The organism is Pseudooceanicola profundi, assembly GCF_050897955.1.
Taxonomy (GTDB): domain Bacteria; phylum Pseudomonadota; class Alphaproteobacteria; order Rhodobacterales; family Rhodobacteraceae; genus Pseudooceanicola.
Map to the genome: position 1 here is coordinate 849358 of NZ_JBPAXZ010000001.1, position 23999 is coordinate 873356.

The 23999-nt window shown below is 65.2% G+C and carries 26 protein-coding genes; 14 read left to right on the forward strand and 12 right to left on the reverse strand.

Annotation, left to right across the window (positions count from 1 at the left end; genetic code table 11):
• Nucleotides 1-61 precede the first annotated feature (61 nt).
• From ACRARG_RS04135 to ACRARG_RS04165, 7 genes are all read left to right on the forward strand, one after another.
• Nucleotides 62-931, forward strand: a complete 870-nt coding sequence (locus ACRARG_RS04135; protein ID WP_432688712.1) for a branched-chain amino acid ABC transporter permease — start codon at nucleotides 62-64, stop codon at nucleotides 929-931.
• Nucleotides 928-1893 (forward strand): branched-chain amino acid ABC transporter permease, encoded by a 966-nt coding sequence (locus ACRARG_RS04140; protein ID WP_432688713.1) that lies wholly within the window; start codon nucleotides 928-930, stop codon nucleotides 1891-1893. Before ACRARG_RS04135 ends, ACRARG_RS04140 begins: the two co-directional genes overlap by 4 nt.
• The gene (locus tag ACRARG_RS04145; protein ID WP_432688714.1) at nucleotides 1886-2620 is read left to right on the forward strand and encodes an ABC transporter ATP-binding protein; all 735 of its coding nucleotides are present in this window, start codon (nucleotides 1886-1888) and stop codon (nucleotides 2618-2620) included. Before ACRARG_RS04140 ends, ACRARG_RS04145 begins: the two co-directional genes overlap by 8 nt.
• Nucleotides 2604-3305 carry an ABC transporter ATP-binding protein gene (locus ACRARG_RS04150; protein WP_432688715.1) on the forward strand — a complete coding sequence of 234 codons (702 nt, stop codon included), beginning with the start codon at nucleotides 2604-2606 and terminating at the stop codon, nucleotides 3303-3305. The genes ACRARG_RS04145 and ACRARG_RS04150 overlap by 17 nt, the downstream gene beginning before the upstream one ends.
• Before the next feature lie 30 nt (nucleotides 3306-3335).
• Complete coding sequence (locus tag ACRARG_RS04155; RefSeq protein ID WP_432688716.1) at nucleotides 3336-4277, forward strand: nitrilase-related carbon-nitrogen hydrolase; 942 nt, start codon at nucleotides 3336-3338, stop codon at nucleotides 4275-4277.
• Between the two features lie 3 nt (nucleotides 4278-4280).
• Nucleotides 4281-4886, forward strand: a complete 606-nt coding sequence (locus tag ACRARG_RS04160; RefSeq protein ID WP_432688717.1) for a pyridoxamine 5'-phosphate oxidase family protein — start codon at nucleotides 4281-4283, stop codon at nucleotides 4884-4886.
• A 128-nt stretch (nucleotides 4887-5014) separates the two neighbouring features.
• Nucleotides 5015-5563, forward strand: coding sequence for a pseudouridine synthase (locus tag ACRARG_RS04165; RefSeq protein ID WP_432688718.1), 549 nt, complete (start codon nucleotides 5015-5017; stop codon nucleotides 5561-5563).
• A gap of 3 nt (nucleotides 5564-5566) precedes the next feature.
• On the opposite strand, the gene ACRARG_RS04170 is transcribed toward ACRARG_RS04165, so the two are convergent.
• The 12 genes from ACRARG_RS04170 to phnG form a co-directional block, all read right to left on the reverse strand.
• On the reverse strand, nucleotides 5567-6517 hold the full coding sequence (locus ACRARG_RS04170) for a zinc-binding metallopeptidase family protein (RefSeq protein WP_432688719.1): 951 nt from the start codon (nucleotides 6515-6517) through the stop codon (nucleotides 5567-5569).
• A 168-nt stretch (nucleotides 6518-6685) separates the two neighbouring features.
• On the reverse strand, nucleotides 6686-8086 hold the full coding sequence (locus ACRARG_RS04175) for a TRAP transporter large permease (RefSeq protein WP_432688720.1): 1401 nt from the start codon (nucleotides 8084-8086) through the stop codon (nucleotides 6686-6688).
• Nucleotides 8087-8096: 10 nt separating this feature from the next.
• Nucleotides 8097-8729 carry a TRAP transporter small permease subunit gene (locus ACRARG_RS04180; protein WP_432688721.1) on the reverse strand — a complete coding sequence of 211 codons (633 nt, stop codon included), beginning with the start codon at nucleotides 8727-8729 and terminating at the stop codon, nucleotides 8097-8099.
• Nucleotides 8730-8922: 193 nt separating this feature from the next.
• Nucleotides 8923-9936 carry a C4-dicarboxylate TRAP transporter substrate-binding protein gene (locus ACRARG_RS04185; protein WP_432688722.1) on the reverse strand — a complete coding sequence of 338 codons (1014 nt, stop codon included), beginning with the start codon at nucleotides 9934-9936 and terminating at the stop codon, nucleotides 8923-8925.
• Between the two features lie 159 nt (nucleotides 9937-10095).
• On the reverse strand, nucleotides 10096-11247 hold the full coding sequence (locus ACRARG_RS04190; protein ID WP_432688723.1) for an alpha-D-ribose 1-methylphosphonate 5-triphosphate diphosphatase: 1152 nt from the start codon (nucleotides 11245-11247) through the stop codon (nucleotides 10096-10098).
• Nucleotides 11244-11813 carry a phosphonate metabolism protein/1,5-bisphosphokinase (PRPP-forming) PhnN gene (gene phnN / locus ACRARG_RS04195; protein ID WP_432688724.1) on the reverse strand — a complete coding sequence of 190 codons (570 nt, stop codon included), beginning with the start codon at nucleotides 11811-11813 and terminating at the stop codon, nucleotides 11244-11246. Before phnN ends, ACRARG_RS04190 begins: the two co-directional genes overlap by 4 nt.
• Entirely contained in the window at nucleotides 11810-12493 is a 684-nt protein-coding gene (phnL, locus tag ACRARG_RS04200) for a phosphonate C-P lyase system protein PhnL (protein WP_432688725.1), read from the reverse strand. Before phnL ends, phnN begins: the two co-directional genes overlap by 4 nt.
• Before the next feature lie 182 nt (nucleotides 12494-12675).
• Complete coding sequence (phnK, locus tag ACRARG_RS04205; protein ID WP_432688726.1) at nucleotides 12676-13461, reverse strand: phosphonate C-P lyase system protein PhnK; 786 nt, start codon at nucleotides 13459-13461, stop codon at nucleotides 12676-12678.
• Nucleotides 13458-14327, reverse strand: a complete 870-nt coding sequence (locus tag ACRARG_RS04210; RefSeq protein WP_432688727.1) for an alpha-D-ribose 1-methylphosphonate 5-phosphate C-P-lyase PhnJ — start codon at nucleotides 14325-14327, stop codon at nucleotides 13458-13460. The genes phnK and ACRARG_RS04210 overlap by 4 nt, the downstream gene beginning before the upstream one ends.
• A 76-nt stretch (nucleotides 14328-14403) precedes the next feature.
• The gene (locus tag ACRARG_RS04215; protein WP_432688728.1) at nucleotides 14404-15501 is read right to left on the reverse strand and encodes a carbon-phosphorus lyase complex subunit; all 1098 of its coding nucleotides are present in this window, start codon (nucleotides 15499-15501) and stop codon (nucleotides 14404-14406) included.
• On the reverse strand, nucleotides 15501-16064 hold the full coding sequence (gene phnH / locus ACRARG_RS04220) for a phosphonate C-P lyase system protein PhnH (protein WP_432688729.1): 564 nt from the start codon (nucleotides 16062-16064) through the stop codon (nucleotides 15501-15503). Before phnH ends, ACRARG_RS04215 begins: the two co-directional genes overlap by 1 nt.
• Nucleotides 16064-16534, reverse strand: coding sequence for a phosphonate C-P lyase system protein PhnG (phnG, locus tag ACRARG_RS04225; RefSeq protein WP_432688730.1), 471 nt, complete (start codon nucleotides 16532-16534; stop codon nucleotides 16064-16066). Before phnG ends, phnH begins: the two co-directional genes overlap by 1 nt.
• 107 nt (nucleotides 16535-16641) lie before the next feature.
• Here phnG and phnF point away from each other — a divergent pair, with 107 nt between their 5' ends.
• From phnF to ACRARG_RS04260, 7 genes are all read left to right on the forward strand, one after another.
• Nucleotides 16642-17361, forward strand: coding sequence for a phosphonate metabolism transcriptional regulator PhnF (gene phnF / locus ACRARG_RS04230; RefSeq protein ID WP_432688731.1), 720 nt, complete (start codon nucleotides 16642-16644; stop codon nucleotides 17359-17361).
• A gap of 112 nt (nucleotides 17362-17473) precedes the next feature.
• Nucleotides 17474-18670: an alpha-D-ribose 1-methylphosphonate 5-triphosphate diphosphatase gene (locus tag ACRARG_RS04235; protein WP_432688732.1), complete on the forward strand. Its 1197-nt coding sequence runs from the start codon at nucleotides 17474-17476 to the stop codon at nucleotides 18668-18670.
• A gap of 511 nt (nucleotides 18671-19181) precedes the next feature.
• Nucleotides 19182-19931, forward strand: coding sequence for an ABC transporter ATP-binding protein (locus tag ACRARG_RS04240; RefSeq protein ID WP_432688733.1), 750 nt, complete (start codon nucleotides 19182-19184; stop codon nucleotides 19929-19931).
• The gene (locus ACRARG_RS04245; protein WP_432688734.1) at nucleotides 19924-20664 is read left to right on the forward strand and encodes an ABC transporter ATP-binding protein; all 741 of its coding nucleotides are present in this window, start codon (nucleotides 19924-19926) and stop codon (nucleotides 20662-20664) included. The genes ACRARG_RS04240 and ACRARG_RS04245 overlap by 8 nt, the downstream gene beginning before the upstream one ends.
• Before the next feature lie 56 nt (nucleotides 20665-20720).
• Nucleotides 20721-21917 (forward strand): ABC transporter substrate-binding protein, encoded by a 1197-nt coding sequence (locus ACRARG_RS04250; RefSeq protein ID WP_432688735.1) that lies wholly within the window; start codon nucleotides 20721-20723, stop codon nucleotides 21915-21917.
• Nucleotides 21918-21981: 64 nt separating this feature from the next.
• The gene (locus tag ACRARG_RS04255; protein ID WP_432688736.1) at nucleotides 21982-22869 is read left to right on the forward strand and encodes a branched-chain amino acid ABC transporter permease; all 888 of its coding nucleotides are present in this window, start codon (nucleotides 21982-21984) and stop codon (nucleotides 22867-22869) included.
• Nucleotides 22869-23846: a branched-chain amino acid ABC transporter permease gene (locus ACRARG_RS04260; protein ID WP_432688737.1), complete on the forward strand. Its 978-nt coding sequence runs from the start codon at nucleotides 22869-22871 to the stop codon at nucleotides 23844-23846. Before ACRARG_RS04255 ends, ACRARG_RS04260 begins: the two co-directional genes overlap by 1 nt.
• The last annotated feature ends 153 nt before the right edge of the window (nucleotides 23847-23999 follow it).

Here is a 23999-nt window from a genome sequence, read left to right on the forward strand (position 1 = left end):
CACCACCCGAGCCCCGATCTGACCGGCCCCGCGCGGGGCCGGTCCCCTACAGGACTTAGATATGTTCATCGCTCTCGTGCAGGCCGTCACCGACGGCATCCTGATCGGCGGCGTCTACGGCGTGATCGCCGTCGGCCTGTCGCTGGTCTTTGGCGTGCTGGGCATCATCAACTTCGCCCAGGCGGAATTCATGATGATCGGCATGTACACCGCTTATTTTGCCTGGGCCTACCTTGGCCTTGACCCGGTTCTGGGCGCGCTGCTGGCGCTGGCCGCAGGCTTCGCGATCGGCTACCTGACGCAGCGCCTGCTGGTGCAGCGGGTCATGGGCGCCTCGCCTCTGGCGCAGATTTTCCTGACCGTCGGTCTGCTGGCGGTGATGGAGAATGCAGCGCTGATGATCTTCGGCCCCGACTTCCGGTCGGTCCGGACAGAGGCGCAGATGATCTCCTACCGCGCCGGGCCCATCTTCATCTCTGCCCCGAATGCCCATGCCTTTGTCGCGGCTCTGGTCGCCTCCGTTCTGCTGTGGCTCTTTCTGGCACGGACCTGGACCGGCCGGGCCATCCGCGCCACTGCGCAGAACGAGACCGCAGCGCGGCTCTTCGGGATCAACACGACGCGCATCTATGCCGTGGCCTTTGGGCTTGGCACCGCGCTGACGGCCTTTGGCGGCGGGGTGATCCTGTCCAATACGCCCGCCTATCCGACGGTGGGCGCGCAATATGTCGTGCTGATGTTCACCGTGGTCGTGCTGGGCGGGCTGGGCAATGTGCTGGGCGCGCTGATCGGGGGCGTGATCGTGGGCGTGGTGCAGTCGACATCGACGCTGATCATGCCGATCCAGCTGCAGAACCTTGCGCTCTTCACCATTTTCATTGCCGTGCTGACCTTCCGTCCGCAGGGCCTTCTGGGGAGGATCGCGCGATGACCCGGACACTTGTGATCCTCGCCCTTCTCGCGCTCGCCGCCGTGGCGGCCGGGCTGATGATGGACCCGCGCTCCTACGGGGTGCGCGTGCTCTGCCTGATGCTCATGGCAGCCGCGATTGGGCAGAGCTGGAACATCGTCGGCGGCCTCGCCAACCAGATCTCGCTGGGCCATGCCGGGTTCTTCGGGATCGGCGCCTATGCCACCACGATCCTGCAGGTCCAGTACGGGCTGACGCCCTGGGTCGGCATCTGGGTCGGCGTCGCGCTGGCCATGGCCGCCGCTGTTGCCATCTCCCTGCCCACGATGCGCCTGCACGGGCCCTATTTCACCCTTGCCACCATGGCATTCGGAGAGATATGCCGAATCCTTGCCACCGCCATGCCGGGCGTCACCGGGGGGCCGCAGGGCCTGTCCGTGCCCTTCTACGGCAACAGCTGGGCGATGATGCAGTTCAAACAGCCGGGCGCCTATGTGCCGCTCTTCGCCCTGCTCTTCTTCGCCGTCTCGGCCGCCTTCACCCTGATGGCCTCGGGGCGGATGGGCTACCTCCTGCGCGCCGTGCGCGAGAACGAGGAGGCGGCAGAGGTCGCGGGCGTCAACACCTTCGGGGTCAAGATGACGGGGGCCGTCATATCGGCGGGTTTCATGGCCATGGCGGGCACGCTCTTTGCCCAGTTCACCTATTTCATCGATCCGGATTCGGTCTTTTCCATCCCGGAGATCTCCATCCGCGCGGCGCTCATCGCCATTGTCGGCGGCGTCGGCGTGGTGGGCGGGCCGATCCTGGGCGCGGTGCTGGTCGTGTCGGTCGAGGAGATCCTGAATTCCACCCTCTCCGATGCCCTGCCCGGCGTCTCGCCCTTCCTCTTCGGCGTGATGCTCGTGGTGGTGGTTGTGGCCCGGCCCGACGGGCTCTGGTCCATCGGCAAACTCATGACACGGAGGGCAAGCGATGACTGAGCCGCTGCTCCGCGTCGCGGGGCTCTCCATCCGCTTCGGCGGCTTGCAGGCCCTCTCCGACGTGACCTTTGACCTCGCCCCGGGAGAGATCGTGGGCCTGATCGGTCCGAACGGTGCGGGCAAGACCACCTGTTTCTCGGCGCTCGTGGGCCTCAACCGGCCGCAATCCGGTACGATCCACTTCAAGGGCCAGCAGGTACTGGGACAGAAACCGCATCGCATCGCGCGGGCGGGCATGACCAAGACCTTTCAGAACACCGCCCTCTTCCCCGGCATGACCCTGCGCGAAAACGTGGTCACCGCGGCGCTCTCGCACCGCAACCTGACCGAGGCGCGCGCGGTGGCCGAAAGCTGCATCGCAGAGCTGGACCTGACCCGCGCCGCCGACCGCGACGTCGACGACCTGACCTTCCCGGAACGCGCCCTGGGCGAGATGGCGCGGGCGCTGGCGACCGAACCAAAGCTGCTGCTGCTCGATGAGGTCATGGCCGCCCTCACGCCCGTCGAGATGACAGAGGTGATGGACGCCATTCGCGATATCCGGGCCCGGCAGGGCGTCGCCTTTGTCGTGGTCGAACACCACATGCAGGCCGTCATGTCCCTGTCGGAACGCATCCTCGTGCTGCATTTCGGCAAGCTCATCGCCAACGGCACACCGCAGGCCGTCGCCGAGGATCCGCTGGTGATCGAGGCCTATCTGGGAGCAGACCATGCTGAGCATCACTGAGCTGACCGGCGGCTATGGCGGCCGCCCCGTCCTGCACGACCTCACCCTGCATGTCGATCCGGGAGAGACAGTGGCCCTGCTGGGCGTGAACACGGCCGGCAAGACCTCCCTCATCCGGGCGCTCTGCGGCATCCTGCCGGACTGTCGCGGCACCGTCCGGCTGGGCGAGCAGGACCTGTCGCAAAGCGCCCCCTTCGACCGCGTGGCTGCCGGTCTGGCCTGTGTGCCCGAAGGCCGCCACGTCTTCCCCCGCATGAGCGTGGAGGAGAACCTGATGCTGGGCGCCTATCACCGCCGGACCGAGGATCTGACGGAGGATATGGAGCAGTGCTTCACCCTCTTCGAGCGGCTCCGCGAACGCCGCCGCCAGATGGCGGGGACGCTCTCCGGCGGGGAACAGCAGATGGTCGCGGTCTGCCGCGCGCTTATGGCGAAACCCCGACTGCTGCTGATGGACGAGCCGAGCCACGGCCTCGCCCCGCTCATGGTGGAGGAGGTGCACGGCGCCATCGCCAAGGTCAATGCCGCAGGGATCGGCGTGCTGCTGGTCGAGCAGAACCTGAAAAGCGCCCTGCGTATTGCCAGCCGCGGCTATGTCATCTCCTCCGGCCGCATCGTGATGGAGGGCACGGCGGAAGAGCTCTCCACCAACCAGGACGTAAAGCGCAGCTACCTGGGGATGTGAGCCCCGCTGCGATCATAAAGGAAGACCCACATGACCAAAGTCAAAGCCGCCGTCATCCAGGCCGGAAGCCATGGCGACGACACCCAGGCGACGCTCGATCGCGCCCTGACCCAGATCGCCGACTGTGCCGCCGCAGGCGCCAAGATCATCGTCTTTCCGGAGGCCTATATCGGCGGCTATCCCAAGGGCGCCGATTTCGAGATCGCGATCGGCCAGCGCACGCTGAAAGGCCGCGACGAATACCGCCTTTACCTTGAGGCCGCGATCCCCGTCCCGGGCGAGGAAACCCGCCGCCTGGCAGAGGCCACGGCGGAGGCCGGCGTTTACGCCACCGTCGGCGTGATCGAACGCGAGGGCGGCACGCTCTACTGCACCGCGCTTTACTTCGGGCCCGAAGGGCTGCTGGGCAAACACCGCAAGCTGATGCCCACGGCGGCCGAACGGCTCTGCTGGGGTTTTGGCGACGGCTCGACCATGCAGGCGGTCGACACGCCCTGGGGCAAGATGGGTGCGGTGATCTGCTGGGAGAATTACATGCCCATGCTGCGGATGAACATGTATGCGCAGGATGTCGCAATCTACTGCGCCCCCACGGCGGACGATCGCGACAGCTGGGCCGCCACCATGCGCCATATCGCGCTGGAGGGGCGCTGCTTTGTCCTGTCGGCCTGCCAGTACCTGACCCGCGACCGCTACCCCTCCGGCATGGCGAACCGCATCAGCGACGATGAAGACGCGGTGCTGATGCGCGGCGGCTCTGTCATCATCAGCCCGCTGGGAGAGGTGCTGGCCGGCCCGGATTTTTCGGGCGAGACGGTGCTCTATGCCGATCTCGACCTGGCGGAGATCCCGCGCGGCAAGTTTGATTTCGACGTGGCGGGCCATTACGCCCGTCCAGATGTCTTCTCACTCAAGGTAGACGACCGCCCGAAGCACGCGGTATCCTCCGCCAGTCTGACCGAAAAGGCCTGAGCCGTGACCCGCGACTTCTACAGCCCACCGATGCGCCGCCTGCAGGACGAACGCGACGGCCGTCGCGTGGCCGATGCCCTGGAAAAGCACCGCCTGCACCAGAGCTTCTGGGACGACGAGCGGGAGATGATCGCCGCCGCGCCCTTCTTCTTTATCGCAACCACGGACGGCAGCTATACCGATTGCTCGATGCGGTCGGGCGATCCGGGCTTTGTCCGTCTGATCGGAGAAAACCAGCTGGAATGGACCGAATTCGACGGCAATTCCATGTACCGGACGCTGGGCAATATCTCTGCCAATCCCCATGTCGGCCTGCTTTTCGTCAGCTTCGACGGTAAGAGCCGCCGCATCCGCATCAGCGGCCGGGCCGAGATCCTGTCCCGTCCCGGCCCCGGCAGGGTGGGAGAGACAGACATGGCCGTCCGCGTGACCTGCGACGAGATCTACCCCAACTGCCCGCGCTACCTGCCGGATATTGCCGGGGCCGCGCCCTCTCCCAATGTTCCGCGCGACGGACATCGCCCGCCGCCGCCGGAATGGAAAACCCGCGACTATATCCGGGACATCCTGCCGGAAGGGGACCCATTTGCCGGAGACGGCAAAGGCTGAGGGGTGGAGGGGGGCTTTGCCCCCCGTCTCTCCGAGACTCCCCCCAGGATATTTTTATCCCAGAGAAGGGGGGCGCGGCGCGTTCGTCCGGCTATTGCGAAGGCGGAAAAGGTTGGTATGGCTATGCCATGGCCCGGACGATCCTCTTTAACAAGCCATTTGACGTGCTGTCCCAGTTCACCGACCGGGGAACCGAAGGCACGGCCCGTCGGACCCTGTCGGATTTCATTTCCCTGCCCGGCGTCTATCCTGCGGGCCGGCTGGACCGCGACAGCGAAGGGCTGATGGTCCTTACCGATGACGGGCGCCTGCAGGCGCGCGTTTCGCATCCCAGATTTAAGGCCGAAAAGAGCTATCTCGCGCAGGTCGAGGGCGATATCGGGCCAGAGGCGCTGACCGCGCTGGCGGAGGGCGTAACGCTTAAGGACGGCCCGACCCGCCCGGCCCGTGCCCGCCGTGTCGACGAACCCGCCTGGCTCTGGCCCCGTACGCCCCCGGTCCGCTACCGCAAATCCGTCCCCGACAGCTGGATCGAACTGACCATCACCGAAGGCCGCAACCGCCAGGTCCGCCGCATGACCGCCCATGTCGGCCACCCGACCCTGCGCCTGATCCGCATCCGCATCGGCGACTGGCATCTGGGCGAGCTGCCCACCGGTCAGTGGCGCGATGTCTGAGGCTCAGCTGACCCCGCGCCGCAGCCAGCCATGGACAAAGGCCATCTTCTCAGCCACCCCCTGCCCCAGCACGAAGGGATAAAGGTCCGGCACCTCCATCGCCCGGTTCACATGGTTCGCGGCAATGCTCACGTCGATGGCCTGGCGGATCAGATGCTCCGTCTCGCGCACGGCATAGGCGGGCACGGCGCCCAGGGTCAGTCCCACCGCCTGGGCACTGTCCAGCAGATCGATCAGATGCAGCAGATGCGCTGTCGTCTCGGCCCAGTCCTCATGCGGATGGGCGCTGGCATAACTGGTCACGTAATGCGACCCGGCCTGACCGGGCCGCGCATAATGCCGCTTCAGCGCGTCCCCGTAATCCGCCCGCTCATCCCCGAATAGTGCCCGGAAGGCCGGCAGAAACTCGGCATCCTCGGCCAGCCGCAGGAACAGGAAATGCGCCATCTCGTGCCGCATATGACCCAGCATGGTGCGGTAGAGCTCGCCCAGCTCTTCCCGCCGCCGGGTCACCTCCGCTTCCCCGGCCTCCGAGACATTGATGGTGATCACCCCGTCGGCATGACCCATCACGACGTTCTCCGCCCCCGCCGCCGTCTTCTCCGACAACAGACGGAAGAGCGGCCGCGCCCCGGCATCCCGCGCCATGAACCACCCCCATTCCGACAGATTCGCCAGAAGCCAGCGTTTGGAGGCTTCCGTCCAGGCCCAGAGGTCCCGGTTCTCCGCCGCTCGCAAGTCGGGCACCGTCTCGGTCATCCCGCAGGACCGGCAGAGCCCGCGCGCCTCTGCCACCCAGTTGCACCCGATCTCGCCGCGATTGGTACAGCCCGCACCACCCGCCACCATATCGCGCCGCTCCGGGTCATAGCTGACCTCGGCACCGCAGGCCCCACAGACCGAATTCTCGAAATAAAGCCGCTGCCCGCAGGCCGGACATTGAAAAATGCGCATGAACCACCGCCTTCCATTGAGCCGAAGCAACGCAGCCCGAAACCGACAGGTTCCCGCTTCATCTTGGCTAAAATACTCTGGGAGGTCCGGAGGGCAACGCCCTCCGGCACCGCGCCCGCGGATGCGGGCGCAAAACATCGCTTGCGCGCGACAGCGCGCGCAATCAGCTCACGCCAGCGAGGGCAGCCAGAGCACGATCTGCGGAAAGGCCACCAGCCCGGCAATCGTCAGCGCATCCGCGATGAAAAACGGCGTCACGCCCCGGAACACATCCTGCACCGACAGCTCCGGCCGCACACCCGCCACCACGAAACAGTTCAGACCGATTGGTGGCGTGATCAGACAGAACTCTGCCATCTTCACCACCAGGATGCCGAACCAGATCGCGCACATCGGCCCCGACATGCCAAAGGCCGAATCCGCCGCCGACACCAGCTCGCCCCCGTTCAGCGCCATCACCGCCGGATAGACCACCGGCAGCGTCAGCAGCAGCATGCCGATCGCATCCATGAACATCCCCAGCACCGCATAGGCCAGCAGAATCAGCACCAGCGTCAGCATGGGCGAATGTTCCAGCCCCTGGATCCAGTCCGAAAACGCCCGCGGCAGGTTGGCAAAGCCCAGGAAGCGCACATAGACCAGCACGCCCCAGATGATGGTGAAGATCATCGTGGCAAGCTTCGCCGTCTCCAGCAGCGCATCCTTCAGCTCCGACCAGCGCATCCCCTTGACCAGCGCCATCACAAAGATCAGCGCCGCGCCAAGTGCGCCCCCTTCGGTCGGCGTGCCCAGCGGATCGCCCCCGAACGGATTGTAGATGAAGGAGATGATGATGAAGACCACAAGGAAGATCGGCAGCGCCGGGAAGATCGACTTCACCCGCTCGCCCCAGCCGAACCCGCCCACCGGCGGCCCGAGACGCGGCATGGCCAGCGCCAGCCCGACGATGATCGCACCATAGACCACGGCCGAAAACACGCCCGGGATGAACCCCGCCAACAGCAGCTTGCCCACGTCCTGTTCCACGATGATCGCATAGATCACGAGGATGGCCGAGGGCGGGATCAGCGAGGCCAGCGTGCCACCCGCCGCCACGACGCCCGCCGCAAAGCGCTTGTCATAGCCCACCTTCAGCATCTCCGGAATGGCGATCCGCGCAAAGACGGCGGAGGTCGCGACCGAGGCACCCGACACCGCCGCAAAGCCCGCCGTGGCAAAGACGGTCGACACCGCCATGCCGCCCGGCAGCCAGCCCAGCCATTTCTTGGCCGCATCAAACAGCGCCGTCGTCAGCCCCGCGTAATAGGCCATATAGCCGATCAGGATGAAGACCGGGATCAGCGACAGCTCCTGGCTGGCGATCTTGGAATGGGGCACCTGCCCCGCCGTCTTCACCGCCACGCCCAGGGCCCAGCCCAGCTGGTCCCAGGCGTAATCCTTCTTCTCCCAGAAGATCCAGATCAGGCCGGCGACGCCCGCCATACCGGCGGCAAAGGCCACCCGCATCCCCAGAAGCACAAGGACAAAAAGCCCGCCCGTGACCCAGAGGCCGATATCAATGCTGGTCATGTCCTACCCCTTACCTGTCGAGCGACGAGACATGCTCGGCCTCTTCCGCCGCAAGCTCTGCGGCCGATTTCATCAGCGGCACCCCGATGGGCTCATCCCCGCCCACAACTATGGCCCGCACATAACCCCAGAGCTGCAGCACAAGCCGCAGCGCCATCACCGAAAAGGCGACGGGCACCAGCAGTTTCGCGGGCCAGAGCGGCAGGCCGATGTCGATCGTGCTGTCCCGGCTCCAGTTCGGCGCGCCCCAGTCGAAGCTGCGCCCGAAATGCGACCAGCTGCCCCAGATCAGCAGCACGATCAGCGCCAGCGTGGCCAGCGTCGTCAGAAATTCCGCAAACCACAGCCCCCGGCCCTTCAGCCGCCCGATCAGGATGTCCATCCGGATATGGGTGCCATCGCGCTGCGCATAGGAAATGCCCAGAAAGGCGATCAGCGGCATGACCATCTGGATCCAGTCCACATAGCCCGGCAGCGGCGAGTTGAAGAAATTCCGCCCCCCGACAGAGACCACCGCCAGCATCATCAGCGCCAGCACCGCCAGCCCCGAGATCACGCCGAACACCTTCTCCAGCCGGTACAATCCCCGGTCCAGCCGGCTGAGTACACTGCCGTCTTCTAGAACGGCCTGAGATCCTGCCATTTTCGCCCCCTGTTACCTGTCCGGCATCACATCCGGATACGCCCCGACCGGTTGGCCGGTTTTTTTGTCACCGGCCATGTGACCGGGTCTTGCGCCCCCGGCCTCATGACCGGACTGCACGCCCGGCCCTCGGGCCGGAAAGCCCGAAGGCCCCGGCACAATGCGGGGCCTTCGAAACGGACCCTTGCGGGTCTCACATGCCGTGCAGCTCTTTCAGCTTGGCCTGCACCAGATCGTAAAGCTCCTGCGCGGGAAGGCCCTGCGCGGTTTTCTCTTCGATCCACTGATCGGCGATGCCCTTGGTCGCGTCGCGGAATTTCTGCAGCTCCTCGTCGGAGAAGTTGACCTTGGTCACGTTCTTCTCGGCCAGGATCTCGTCCCATTTGGTCAGAACAGAGGTGCGATAGTTGTCGACATAGTACTGGATCGACTCGTCAACAGAGCTGTCCAGCGCCTCGCGATGCGCATCCGACAGGCCCTCATAGGCGTCGATATTCACGACGATCGGGCAGTTCACGGTGCCGGGGTTCAGGTTCTCCGTCCACCAGGTCGCCTGGTCGATGGTGCGGAAGGACAGATGCGCATGCTGGGCAAAGGCCACAGTGTCCACGACATTCGCTTCCATTGCGTTATAAGCCTCGTTCGAGGGCACGGAGGTCGGCACGCCACCAACAGCCTTGAACGCCTCGCCCAGACCGCCGGTCGCGCGGACCCGCATGCCGTCAAAGCTCTCGACCGTCTCGCGCGGATCGCCGGTGCCGACGAGGTTGTACTGCGGCATGGGCGAGGTCATCAGCAGCTTGGCATTCCAGCGTGCGAGGTCTTCCTGAACCGCCGGATGCGCATAGACCGCATTCGACACCGCCACTTCTTCATCGAGGTTCATCACGCCCAGGAAGGGCAGTTCCAGAACGGTGATCGTGGGGTTCTTGTCCTCGTGGTAGCCCGCGCAGAACTGCGCCATCTCAAAGGCGCCGATGGAGATCCCGTCGAGGTTTTCGGTATTCTTGGACAGACCGCCGTAGGAGATGTTCATGGTGAATTCGCCGCCGGTCTTCTCGGAGACGAGTTCCGCCAGCTTTTCAACATGTTCGGTAAAGGCGCGACGCTTGCCCCAGACAGAGACATTCCATTCCTCGGCCACGGCCGGAGCCGCAATCGCCACGCTCAGTGCAGCCACAGCCGCACCCTGAAGATATTTGGTCATAGGTATCCTCCCGATATCCGGCCCTGACACGGCCGGTTTTTTTTCAAAACACATATCGCGGATACCCAAACACGCCGCAAATTCAAAGACAAATTTGTCTGCTCTCAGCATGCGTTACGCACCGTTCCCATGCTGCAGGCGCAGCCCCGCGGCGGGGGATCAGCCGATCCGCCGCCCCTGCGCCCAGACGCCGTTCAGCGTGGGCACGCCCGCGCTGCGCCCGAAGCGGATCACATCCGCCCGCTGCCCGATCTCCAGCGCGCCCCGATCATCAAGCCCCGCTGCCCGCGCCGGATTGAGGCTGACCGTCGCCAGCCCCCGCGCCAGATCGCCCCAGAGATCCCCCAGCATCACCGCCCCGTAAAGCAGCGCCGCCGGAACATAGTCTGACGACAGGATGTCGAGCAGCCCCAGCTCTGCCAGCTCCGACGCCGCCACATTGCCCGAATGCGACCCGCCCCGGACAAGGTTCGGCGCCCCCATGATCACCTGGATGTGATGCGCATGGCAGGCCCGCGCCGCCTCCACCGTTGTCGGGAATTCCGCCACCCGGATGCCATGCCCGGCCGACACGCCCACCTGTTCGGCGGTCGTATCGTCATGGCTGGCCAGCACCGCACCAAACCGCTGCGCTGCGTCCACCGTACCCGCCTCATGCGTCGCCCCCAGCCGCGCATGCAGGTCCAGCAGGAAGTCGCAATACTCGCCAAACCCCTCGCGCGGCAGGCCGTTCTTGCCGCAGACGTAATCCTCGAACTTCTGGATATCGCGGAATTGCCGCTGGCCGGGCGTATGGTCCATCAGCGACACGATCCCCACGCGATCTTCGGGCCCGAACTCTGCCAGCTCCTCCAGCAGCGTCTCCGAACAGGTCTCTGCCCGCAGGTGCAGATGGTGGCTGATCTTCAGCGCCCCCTTGTCGCGCATCGACAGGATCTCATCCGCCATGGCCCGGGCATAACGCCCGTAGCGCTTCTTGCCGCCGTCCGACACGATAGAGCCCACCCGGATCGCATCAAAGACCGTCGTGATCCCGCAGCCCGCCAGCTCCCGGTCATGGCCGACAATGGCGGCATCATGCGGCCAGTTGACCTTGGGGCGCGGCACCATGTGACGCTCAAGGTTGTCGGTATGCAGCTCCACAAGGCCCGGCCCCAGGTAATCGCCCTCGCAATCCTCGCCCCGCGCGGCGCCCTGCCCGACCTCGGCGATCACGCCGTCGCGGATAACGATGTGGCCTTCAATGACCTCGCCCGGCAGCACCAGCTGCGCGTTCGACAGAACCAGCTCTCCGCTCACCACATCCTTCATTCCGTCACCTCTTCCTTGGCCGATACCCGGCCTGCATCCATTGCCGCCAGCACGGCACCGACCGTCTGCGCCAGCGGCCCGTCATTTCCAATCACCACCACGCGGGCCAGCCCCTCGGGCAGCGCATAGCCCGCCCGGGCCAGCCGCCGCGCGATCTCTTCTTCGCTCTCCCGGCCGCGCTGCGCCAGCCTGCGGGCCAGCACCTCCGGACTTGCGGTCAGCGACAGCACGGTAAAGCCTGGAAAACGGGCCTCCGCCTCGCCCAGCACCGCCCGGCTGAGGTTGACCATCGCATCGCCGCCCCGCGCCAGCTCATCCCCGACAGAGGCCGGCACGCCATAGCAAAGCCCATGCGCCTCCCACCAGAGCGCGAAGTCCCCCGCCGCGACCCGCGCCATGAACTCTGCCCGGTCGACGGCCTCATAGACCTCGCCCCCCGCCTCTGCCGCCCGCGTGATGACCCGCCGAACGATATGCAACCCGGGCCGCCGCGCCGCCACCGCCGCCATGACCGTGTCCTTGCCGACACCCGAAGGCCCGACCACGCCGTAAAGCCGTCCCGTCACGCCGCCACCTGAGGCGAAAAGCCTGTCACATCGACAACCCGGTCACAGACCCGGTCCCGCGCCGCCTCGTCATGGAAGATGCCCACGATCGCCGCCCCCCGCGCCTTGGCCTCCTCAATGAGCCCCAGCACCGTCTCCCGGTTGGCGGCATCGAGCGAGGCCGTCGGCTCGTCCAGAAGCATCGCCGGAAATTCATGGGCAAAGCCGCGCGCGATATTCACCCGCTGCTGCTCGCCCCCCGAAAAGGTCGTCGGCGACAGCCCCCATAATGTCTCGGGAATGCGCAGCCGCCCCAGCAAATCCCGCGCCCGCTCCCGCGCCTGATCCCCCGGCACACCAACTGCCAGCAAGGGCTCCGCCACCACGTCAAGCGTCGGCACCCGCGGCACCACCCGCAGGAACTGCGAGACATAGCCCAGCACATGCCGCCGCATCTGCAGGATCTCCCGCGGATCGCCCCGCGCCACATCCACATCGCCCACCATGATCCGCCCGGAGGCCGCAAGGTAATTGCCGTAAATCATCCGCATCAGCGTCGACTTCCCGGCCCCCGAGGCGCCGGTCAGCGCCACGCATTCCCCCGGCGCCACAACCAGCTCCGCCCCGGTCATCACCGGGATCACCGCGCCCCCCTGATTATGCAGGGTAAAGGTCTTCGTCACATTCTCGATCCGGATCATCATCCCATCTCCTGACCGGCCCCGCCCAGCGCCCCGGCCCATGTTTTTTCTTGCCTCAAATATCCCGGGGGGGAAGTCCGCAGGACTGGGGGGGGGGGGGGCCCCCCCCCCCCCCCCCCCCCCCCCCCCCCCCCCCCCCCCCCCCCCCCCCCCCCCCCCCGCCCCCCCCCCACCAAAGGCGTTCACACCTGCAACACGCTCGACACCAGCAGCTGGGTATAGCCATGCTGCGGATCGTCCAGAACCTGATCGGTCAGCCCCTGCTCCACCACATGGCCCGATTTCATCACCATCAGCCGGTCCGCCAGCAAACGCACCACCGCCAGATCATGCGTCACGATAATGGCCGACAGCCCCATCTCCCGCACCAGCCCCCTCAGCAAATCCAAAAGACGCGCCTGCACCGAGACATCGAGGCCCCCAGTCGGCTCGTCCATGAACACGAGCCGCGGCCCGGTCACGAGGTTCCGCGCAATCTGCAGCCGCTGCCGCATCCCGCCAGAAAACGCCGACGGCCGGTCATCCACACGGTCGCCGGCAATCTCGACCCGGCCCAGCCAGTCCAGCGCCTTGTCGCGGATATCGCCGTAATTCCGCGCGCCCACCGCCATCAACCGCTCGCCCACATTCCCCCCGGCCGAGACATTCATCCGCAGCCCCTCATGCGCATGCTGATGCACAAAGGCCCAGTCGGTCCGCGCCAGCACCCGGCGCTGCACCTCCGACATGGTGACCGTATCCACCATCTCGCCCCCCTGATCGAAGAGAACCCGCCCCGCATCCGGCGCCAGATGCCCGGCCAGACAATTCAGCAGCGTCGTCTTGCCCGACCCGCTCTCCCCCACGATCCCCATGACCTCGCCGGGCCAGAGGTCAAACCCGACCCCCTCGCAGCCCACACGCGCGCCATAATATTTGGCCAGCCCCTCGACCCGCAGCAGCGGCCCCGTTGTTCCGAAATCCCTCATGCCGCATCTCCCGCCAGCCGGCCTCTGAACCCGGCCTCCCGCCGTCCCCGGCAGAAATCCGTGTCGGAGCAGACGAACATCCGCCCGCCCGTATCATCCACGATCACCTCGTCGAGGTAGCTGTCCTCCGCCCCGCAGAGGTCACAGGGCGCCTCTGCCTTGCTGGGATCAAACGGATGATCCTCGAAATCCAGCGACACCACCTGACTGTAAGGCGGCAAAGCATAGATCCGCTGCTCCCGCCCGGCGCCGAACAACTGCACCGCCGCCATTTCCAGCTTCGGATTGTCGAACTTCGGGATCGGAGAGGGATCCATCACATAGCGCCCCTCCACCTTCACCGGATAGGCATAGGCGGTCGCGATATGCCCGTGCCGCGCGATATCCTCATAAAGCTTCACATGCATCAGCCCGTATTCTTCCAGCGCATGCATCTTCCGCGTCTCCACCTCCGACGGCTCCAGAAACCGCAAAGGCTCCGGGATCGGCACCTGATAGACCAGCACCTGTCCCTCCGCCAAAGCCTCTTCTGGGATCCGGTGCCGCGTCTGGATCACCGTCGCCTCCGCCGTCCGCTCCGTCGCCGCCACCCCGGCGGTCTTCTCGAAAAACTTCCGGATCGACACGGCATTGGTCGTGTCATCGGCCCCCTGGTCGATCACCTTGAAGCAATCCTCTGGCACCATCACGGCGGCGGAGACCTGCACGCCCCCCGTACCCCAGCCATAGGGCATCGGCATCTCGCGGCTCGCAAAGGGCACCTGATAACCCGGCACTGCCAGCCCCTTCAGAATGGCCCGCCGGATCATCCGCTTGGTCTGCTCGTCCAGATAGGCAAAATTATAAGCCCGCGCCTCGACACCCATCACCGCGCCCCCTTCTTTTTCTTGCCAAAAATATCCCCGCCGGAGGCATCCGCCCCCACCACGCGCGTCCCGCCGATCATTCCGCCGCCTCCCTGACCACAGAGGCCTCTTCCGCCTCCCGGCGCAGCTTGCGGATCAGCTCCAGCTCGGACTGGAAATCGACGTAATGCGGCAGCTTGATATGTTCGAGGAACCCGGTCGCCTGGATATTATCCGAATGATACAGCACGAATTCCTCGTCCTGCGCCGGGGCGCCGACATTGTCCTCGCCCAGCTCTTCCCAGCGCAGCGCCCGGTCGACCAGCGCCATGGAGATCGCCTTGCGCTCCGTCTGGCCAAAGACCAGCCCATAGCCCCGGGTGAATTGCGGCGGCTCGGATTTCGAGCCGACAAACTGGTTCACCGTCTCGCATTCGGTCAGCACCACCTCGCCGATCTCTATGGCAAAGCCCAGCTCCGGCACCTCCATCTCAACCGGCACAGCGCCGATCCGCAGCTCCGCCACAAACGGATGGTTGCGCCCGTAGCCGCGCTGCGTCGAATAGGCCATGCCCAGCACAAACCCCTCGTCGCCCCGCGTCAGCGCCTGCAGGCGCAGCGGCCGACCGGCAGGCAGCTCCAGCGGCTCCCGCGTCAGGTCGCGCGGCACGTCCACCTCGGGCCGGGCATCGCCCTGCACCAGCCCCTCGCGATCGAGAAAGCTCATCACATGCGGCGTGGCCTCTTCCCGCGCGGCGCCGCGCTCCGCGCCCCGAACCTCCAGCCCCTCGGCGGCCAGCGCGAAATCCAGCAGCCGGTGGGTATAGTCAAAGGTCGGCCCCAGAACTTGCCCGCCCGGTGCATCCTTGAAGGTGGCAGAGATCCGGCGGTCACAGGCCATGGCGCCAGTCTCGACCGGCTCAGAATATCCAAAGCGCGGCAGGGTCGTGCGATAGGCGCGGATCAGGAAGATCGCCTCGATCAGATCACCGCGCGCCTGTTTGATCGCCAGCGCGGCCAGGTCGGGGTCGTAGAGAGAGCCCTCCGCCATTACCCGGTTCACCGCCAGCGCCAGCTGTTCGCGGATCTGCGCCACCGACAGCTCTGCGACGGAGGTATCGCCCCGCCGCTCCTCGTCGAGCCAGCGATGCGCATTGTCGATGGCCCGTTCGCCACCTTTCACCGCCACATACATCAGCGCACCTCCGTCGAACGCGGCAGGGCGGCGACGCGCCCCCCGCAGGTGAAGAAGAAATCCAAGCCAAGCGGCCAGAGCATCCGGTTGCGCTGGAAGGCCGCCACATCGGGCAGGTTCAGCGCGGCTTTGTCCTTGATCCCCGGCCCGGTCAGCTCCGCGCCCTCGGCCAAAAGCTCCGGCATCTCCACGATCAGCGTGGCGGAACGGTCGGGGTATTGATCCGTCCCGATCCCGAAGCGATCCAGCGGGTGCAAAGCGGCCCAGTCCCCTACGGCAAATTTCGCCGCCTCAGGCCCGGCAAAGGGCGCGCCGGTATGGAAGGTGATCCAGCCGCGCACCGCCTCCGTGTCATGGGCACCGGCCAGATAGACCGGCGTCTCCGGATCGCAGAGGGTCAGGATCAGCGTCGCGGCCGCCTCGGACAGCGGCGCGGGGCCCCGGGCGCCGGAGATCGCCTCGATCCGGCCGGGCATGGCCATGGCCATCATCGCGGCGCGGAAGGCATGGGCCGATTGCACCGGCGCCTCCGCGAACCCGCCTTCGAGCATCAGCGCATCCATCAGTTCTCTCCCCGGACCATGGTGAAAAACTCGACCTTGGTGGCGGCGGCCTTCTCGGCCCGCGCCCCGGCCTTCTCCGCCGCAGTCGCGCGCAGCGGCGCCAGCACAGCCGCCTCGACCGCCTCACCCTCTGCCCCCTGCATCAGCGCATCGACCAGCGCGGCGATCTCTGCTTTCTTGCGGTCGCGCCCCTGCACCACCGCATGACCGACCCGGCCATCCTCCAGCTTCAGCGAACAGCGCGTCACGCTCATCTCGCCAAGGTTGAAGGCGGCCCCCACGGCCCCGGCCCGGCCCCGCACCATGACAGCACCAACCTCCGGCGCGCGCAGCCAGCTGAAGGGCACCTGCTGCCCGTAGCCCTGCCACGCAGCCAGCAGCGCCTCTGCCGGGGCCTTGGCCAGGGTGGACATCCAGCCCTTCCGGGCCCCGTTCGGATCGCCATTCGGATCGCTTACGAAATCTTTCATCTAGACACCTTGCAGAGTTGTCTATACATCTATACAACTAGACAAGTGATACCCACATCGCGCCGAGTCGCACAACCCCGGACCAGCCCGAAATGCGTGAAACTTTGATGACAGGCGAAAAGACACCGCTCTGGAAATCCATCGCGGACGCCCTGACCGAAGACCTCGCCGCCGGGCGTTACGGCCCCGGGGACAAGCTGCCGACGGAGGCCGATCTGTCGGCCCGCTTCGGCGTCAACCGCCATACGGTGCGCCATGCGCTCAAGGACCTGTCGGCCCGCGGGCTAGTCCTGTCCCGCCGGGGTGCAGGCGTCTTTGTCACCCAGACCCCCGCCGAGTATCCCATCGGCAAACGGGTGCGCTTCCACCAGAACCTGCGCGCGGCCGGACGCCTGCCAAGCCGGACCTCCTTCCTGCGCGAAACCCGCGCTGCCGACGCGACCGAAGCGACAGAGCTGCAGCTTACCGAGGGCGCGCAGGTCCATGTCTCCGAAGGGCTATCGCTGGCCGATGACGTGCCAATGGCGCTCTACCGGTCCGTTTTCCCCGCCGCGCGCCTGCCCGGCATCCTCGACCATCTGGCGGAACTGACCTCCGTCACGATGGCGCTGAAAGCCTGCGGCGTGCCCGATTACACCCGCGCCTACACCCGTCTCAACGCAACCCTGGCGAGCGCCACACAGGCACTGCACCTACAGTGCCGGGAGGGGACGCCGCTGCTGCGGGCCGTATCGGTCAATATCGACGCAGAGGGCCTACCGGTGGAATACGGCCATACCTGGTTTGTCGGCGACCGTGTGACCCTCTCGCTCGATCTGGAGGCGTGAGATGACCGAACCACCATCGGGGACCGACAAGAATACATCCGTAAATTGTCATGTGAGCGATACAGAAACAGCTTATCCACAGGAAAACTTCAGCCGAGCAGAGCCCGAATCCATGTCATTCCGGACCCTACCCGCATACCCCGCCCTGCGTTTTACCGGCGCCGAGATCCTGCGCGACGGCGAACTTCAGACGCGCTCGATTGCGATTGCCGATGGCCGTATCACCCGCGGCCCGCTGCCCGAGGTGAACCTCTCGGGCTATCTTATCCTGCCCGGTATCATCGACCTGCACGGCGATGCCTTTGAACGCCATACCGCCCCGCGCCCCTCCGCCCCCTTTGCGGCAGAGATCGGGCTGCGTGCCTGTGACCGCGATGCGGCGGCCAATGGCGTGACCACCGCCTACCTCGCCCAGAGCTGGAGCTGGGAAGGCGGCCGTCGCGGTCCGGACCATGCGCTGGCCATGATGCGCGCGCTCGATCGCTACCGCAGCCATGCCCTGACCGATCTCCGCATGCAGATCAGATGCGAGACGCATACGGTGGACACGGCCGACCGCCTGCTGGAGGCCGTCGAACATCACCGGATCGATTATGTGGTCTTCAACAACCACTTGACCGAGGCCGAACAGATCCTCGCCAGCAATCCCGGCGAGCTGTACAGCTGGGCCAAGAATGCCGGCAGGACACCGGAGCAGCACGAAGCCGCCATCCGCACCGCCATGTCGCAGAAGACCAAAGTCCCGCGCTATCTCTGCCGTCTGGCCGAGGCCTTTGACGAAATGGGGGTCAGCTATGGCAGCCACGATGATCCCGACGGGGAGACCCGCGAAACCTATTCCATGATCGGCGCCAAGATCTGCGAATTCCCCACGGCACGCTCTGCCGCCTCGCTGGCCCGTGCGGTTGGCGACCCCATCCTCATGGGCGCCCCCAACGTGGTACGCGGCGGGTCGCAGTCCGGAAATATCGCGGCCGAGGATCTGGTGCGTCTCGGGCTTTGCGATGCGTTGGTGTCGGATTACTACTACCCCGCCCTGCACCTGGCCGCCTTTCACCTGGCCGATACCGGCGTCATGACGCTCCCCCAGGCCTGGGCCATGATCTCGGAGCGGCCGGCCGATATTCTGCGCATGCCCGACCGGGGACGGCTTGACCCGGGCCGCAGGGCCGACCTGATCGTCGTCAATGCCCGCACCCGCGCGATCGAGGCGACGATCTCCGGCGGCCGGATCAGCCATATGGCAGGCGAAGTCGCGCACAGGCTGGCCTGGTCCGGCGGTCTGGCCACAACCCTGGCTGCAGAATAGCGTACACGTATATCGGGAATTTCCCCGCGGCATTCGCACCTTACATGTGCGGCGTCGCCAATCAGCGACCAACAATATTCGCAAACGCGTCTTTGCAAAAATTTTAGCGCCACGGGCTAGCTTTAAGCGTACTGTCCCACACAACGATCCCGTGATCAAATTTCGATAGGCGAAAAATTAATCCGCACAGCGGCTTGCAACCCCTTGCCAATGCGCGAAATTTTGTTGCGCACGCGCCTTTGACGCCCCCAAAACCACACGCGCAATCATCGCCCGAAAGTACAGCTCAGCCCGCCTGATCCGGTGGCTCGGCGCCTCTCTTCAGGAAATAGAACGGCTCGACAAACCTTTGGAAGTCATTAAGTTTCGGTTCATGGGAGGAGATTGACAGGGGCATATTGCCTTCGTACGGTCCCTCCCGAGAGACAGCAGAACATACCGCTGAGTATGAAACTGTCAGGGAGGATATTGAGTTGGCACGTTTGCAATCTGCAAATCGGGAACCTGTGGCATGAGTGCCATGCTGGAGGCGCGGGGCCTGACCAAGGAATTCGCTGGGTTCGTTGCCGTCAACGGCGTGAATCTCGTCGTTGAGAAGGGCACGATCCATGCGCTGATCGGCCCCAATGGCGCGGGCAAGACGACTTGCTTCAATCTGTTGACCAAGTTCCTGCAGCCGACGCGCGGGTCCATCACCTATGATGGCAAGGATATCACCGCGATGAGCGCGGCCGATATCGCGCGGCTGGGTCTGGTCCGCAGTTTTCAGATCTCCGCCGTCTTCGGCGATCTGACCGTGCTGGAGAATGTGCGCATCGCCCTGCAGCGCCAGCGCGGTGACAGCTATGATTTCTGGCGGTCAGAGGCCGTGCTGAGCCAGTTTGACGCCGATGCGCTGAAATATGTCGAGGACGTGGGCCTGACCGAGTTTGCCCATACCCGGGCGGGCGAGCTGTCCTACGGACGCAAGCGCGCGCTGGAAATCGCGACCACCCTGGCACTGGAACCGGCCATGCTGCTGCTCGACGAGCCGATGGCGGGCATGGCGCAGGCGGATGTGGAGCTGATCTCGGCCCTGATCAAACGCATCTCCGAAGGCCGTACGATCCTGATGGTGGAACATAACCTTTCGGTCGTGGCAAATCTCAGCGACAGGATCACGGTTCTGGCGCGCGGAGAGGTCCTGGCCGAGGGCGATTACGACACCGTCTCCAAATCGCCCGAGGTCATCGACGCCTATATCGGAGCCGGACATGACTGATACAGCGACAGCAACACCCCCCGCCGCCGCGACCACCGCCCTGCTCGATATCGATGGGCTGGAAGGCTGGTACGGCGAAAGCCATGTCCTGCACGGCATGACCTTCCATGTGAAAAAAGGCGAGGTCGTCACCCTGCTGGGCCGCAACGGCGCCGGCAAGACCACGACGATCAAGGCCATCATGGGCCTGCTGGGCAAGCGCGCCGGGTCCGTAAAAATGGACGGTACCGAAACCATCGGCCTGCAGGCGCGCCACATTGCCAAGCTGGGCATCGCCATCTGCCCTGAGGAACGCGGCATCTTCTCTTCCCTCTCGGTAGAGGAGAACCTGATGCTGCCGCCCACGTTGCAGCCGGGCGGGCTGGATCTGGACCGGATCTATACCCTGTTCCCCAACCTGAAGGAACGGCGCCGGTCGCAGGGCACCAAGCTGTCGGGCGGCGAACAGCAGATGCTGGCCATCGCCCGGATCCTGCGCACCGGGTCGAAGCTGCTGCTTCTGGACGAACCGACAGAGGGGCTGGCCCCCGTCATCGTCCAGCAGATCGGCCGCACCATCCAGGCGCTGAAGCAGGAGGGGTTCACCATCGTGCTGGTGGAGCAGAATTTCCGTTTCGCGGCCTCCGTCGCGGACCGGCATTACGTCGTCGAACAGGGCAAGGTGATCGACATGATCCCCAATGCCGAGCTCGACGCGAATATCGACAAGTTGCACGCCTATCTGGGCGTCTGATCGATCAACCGGGTGATCGGGGGGAGGCCCTGCACCCAACCCAAGGGAGGACTAAAATGTTTAAGAAAATGGCTCTGTCCACGGTGGCTTTTGCCGCGCTGGCCCTGCCCGCACTCGCCACGGATGTCAAACTCGGCGTGCTCAATGACCAGTCCGGCGTCTATGCCGACCTGTCCGGCCAGGGCTCCGTCGTGGCCGCCCAGATGGCGATCGATGACTTCGGCGCCGCCGACAAGGGCATCAACGTGGAGCTCATCTCCGCCGATCACCAGAACAAGCCCGACATCGCATCGAACATCGCCCGCCAGTGGTACGATCAGGACAGCGTCGACGTGATCCTCGACGTGCCGACCTCCTCGACTGCGCTGGCCGTGGCCGATGTGACCGCCGAATTCGGCAAGATCTTCATCAACTCGGGTGCAGCTACGTCGGACCTGACGCGCGGCAATTGCCAGCCCACCACGATCCACTGGACCTATGACACCGCCTCGCTGGCCAACGGCACAGGCAAGGCCGTGACCGAGGCAGGCGGGGACACCTGGTACTTCCTGACCGCCGATTATGCTTTCGGCCACGCGCTGGAGCGTGACACCACGGCGGTTGTCGAAGCCTCCGGCGGCACGGTTCTGGGCGCCTCTGCCGTGCCCTTCCCGAACAACGACTTCTCGTCCTTCCTGCTGCAGGCCCAGGCCTCCGGCGCCAAGGTGATTGGCCTCGCCAATGCCGGTGCCGACACGGTGAACTCCATCAAGCAGGCGGCCGAGTTCGGCATCGTCCAGGCGGGCCAGAAACTGGCGGGCCTGCTGCTATTCATCAACAACGTGCATTCGCTGGGCACCCAGACCGCGCAGGGCCTGCAAATGACTCTGGCCTTCTACTGGGACCAGAACGACGGCACCCGCGCCTTCTCTGACCGGTTCGAGGCAGAGATCGGCGCCAAACCCTCCATGGTGCAGGCCGGCGTCTACGCGGGCACCCTGCACTACCTTAAGGCGGTCGAGGCCGTGGGTGAGAACAACCCCGAAGCCATCATCGCCAAGATGAAGGAGATGGAGACCGACGATCCGCTCTTCGGCAAGGGCTACATCCGCAAGGACGGCCGCGTCATCCACAATATGTACCTGATGGAGGTCAAGTCGCCGGATGAATCCACCGGCCCCTGGGACCTGCTGAAGCCGGTGGCCACCATCGCAGGCGAGGATGCCTTCCTGCCCATGGAAGACGGCGGCTGCGAATTCGCACTGGCTGACTAATCACGTGACCTGGACGGGGCGCGGCTGCCAGACCTGCCGCGCCCCCGACATCAAGGGGGACCGCATGTTCGAACTTCTCGGCGTACCGCCACAGGTGCTGATGGGGCAATTGCTGATCGGGCTGATCAACGGCTCCTTCTATGCCGTTCTGTCACTGGGCCTCGCGGTCATCTTCGGCCTGCTCAATATCATCAATTTCGCCCATGGCGCGCAGTATATGATGGGGGCCTTCGTCTCCTGGATGCTGCTGAACTACGTGGGTATCGGCTACTGGCCGGCGCTGATCCTCTCGCCCATCGTGGTGGGTGCGATCGGGGTCGCGCTGGAACGCACGATGATCTCCCGGCTCTACAAGCTCGACCATCTCTACGGGCTGCTGCTGACCTTCGGGCTGGCGCTGATCATCCAGGGCCTCTTCCGCAATTATTACGGCGTCTCGGGCCTGCCCTATCAGATCCCCGCCTCGCTCTCGGGCGGACAGAACCTCGGCTTCATGTTCCTGCCGAACTATCGCGGCTGGGTTGTCGTCGCCTCGCTTATCGTCTGCTTCGGCACCTGGTTCATGATCGAAAAGACCCGCCTCGGCGCCTATCTCCGCGCCGCGACCGAGAACCCCGAGCTCGTCGGCGCCTTCGGCATCAACGTGCCGCGCATGATCACGCTCACCTATGGCTTCGGCGTGGGCCTTGCGGCCTTCGCGGGCGTGCTGGCCGCGCCGATCTACTCGGTCAACCCCAATATGGGCGCGGATCTGATCATCGTCGTCTTCGCCGTCGTCGTCATCGGCGGCATGGGCTCCATCATGGGCGCCATCCTCACCGGCTTTGGCCTCGGCATTGTCGAAGGGCTGACCCGTGTCTTCTATCCCGAGGGCTCTGCCGTGGTGATCTTCGTCATCATGGCCATCGTCCTCATGCTCAAGCCCGAAGGGCTCTTTGGGAGGGCCGCCTGATGTCCGCAACCGACACCACCCCCAACACGCTGCCCAAGGCGAAAAAGGCCGGCATGCCGCTGCTGCACAAGGCGATCTTCCTTGGCCTCTTCGCCTTCCTCGCCGCCCTGCCCTTCTTCGTCTACCCGGTCTTCGCGATGAAGGTGATGTGCTTTGCGCTCTTCGCCTGCGCGCTGAACCTGCTGCTGGGCTTCGGCGGGCTGCTCAGCTTCGGCCATGCCGCCTATTTCGGCATGGCAAGCTATGTCGCCGCCCATGCCGCCAAGGTCTGGGGCCTCTCGCTGGAGCTCTCGATCCTCGCCGGCACCGCCGTTGCGGCCGTTCTGGGCCTCGCCATCGGCTATCTCGCCATCCGCCGCCAGGGCATCTACTTCGCCATGGTCACGCTGGCATTCGCCCAGATGGTCTATTTCTTCGCCCTGCAGGCCGGATTCACCGGCGGCGAGGACGGCATCCAGTCCGTCCCCCGCAACGAACTGCTGGGAATGGTGCCGATGCGCGACAACCGCTGGCTCTACTGGGTGGTGATGGGCGTGACCTTCGGCGGCATCCTCTTCCTCTACCGCATCGTGCATTCCCCCTTCGGCCAGGTGCTGAAAGCGATCCGCGAGAACGAGCCGCGCGCCATCTCTCTGGGCTACCACGTCAACCGCTACAAGCTTATGGTCTTCGTGCTCTCGGCCACCTTCGCGGGCCTTGCGGGCGCCACGAAATCCCAGGTCTTCCAGCTGGCCTCCCTGACGGATGTGCACTGGTCCATGTCGGGCGAGGTTGTTCTCATGACGCTGCTGGGCGGCATGGGCACGGTCTTTGGCCCCATCGTCGGCGCGGCCATCGTGGTGACGATGCAGAACTACCTCGCCTATCTCGGCGCCTGGGTGACGGTGATCCAGGGCATCATCTTCGTCCTTGGCGTGCTGCTCTTCCGAGAAGGCATCATCGGCGTCCTCAGCAAATGGCTCAAAAAGCCCCTCTGACGCACCCTCAGCAGCCTTCCTGCCGAGCTCTTTTTCTTGCTGAAAATATCCTCCAGGGGGTGAATGCCGCCTGAAGGCGGCAGAGGGGGACAGAATGTCCCCCTTCCCCCCGCGCGGAGCCAAAGCTCCGCGCAACACAATAATCCGGCGGAG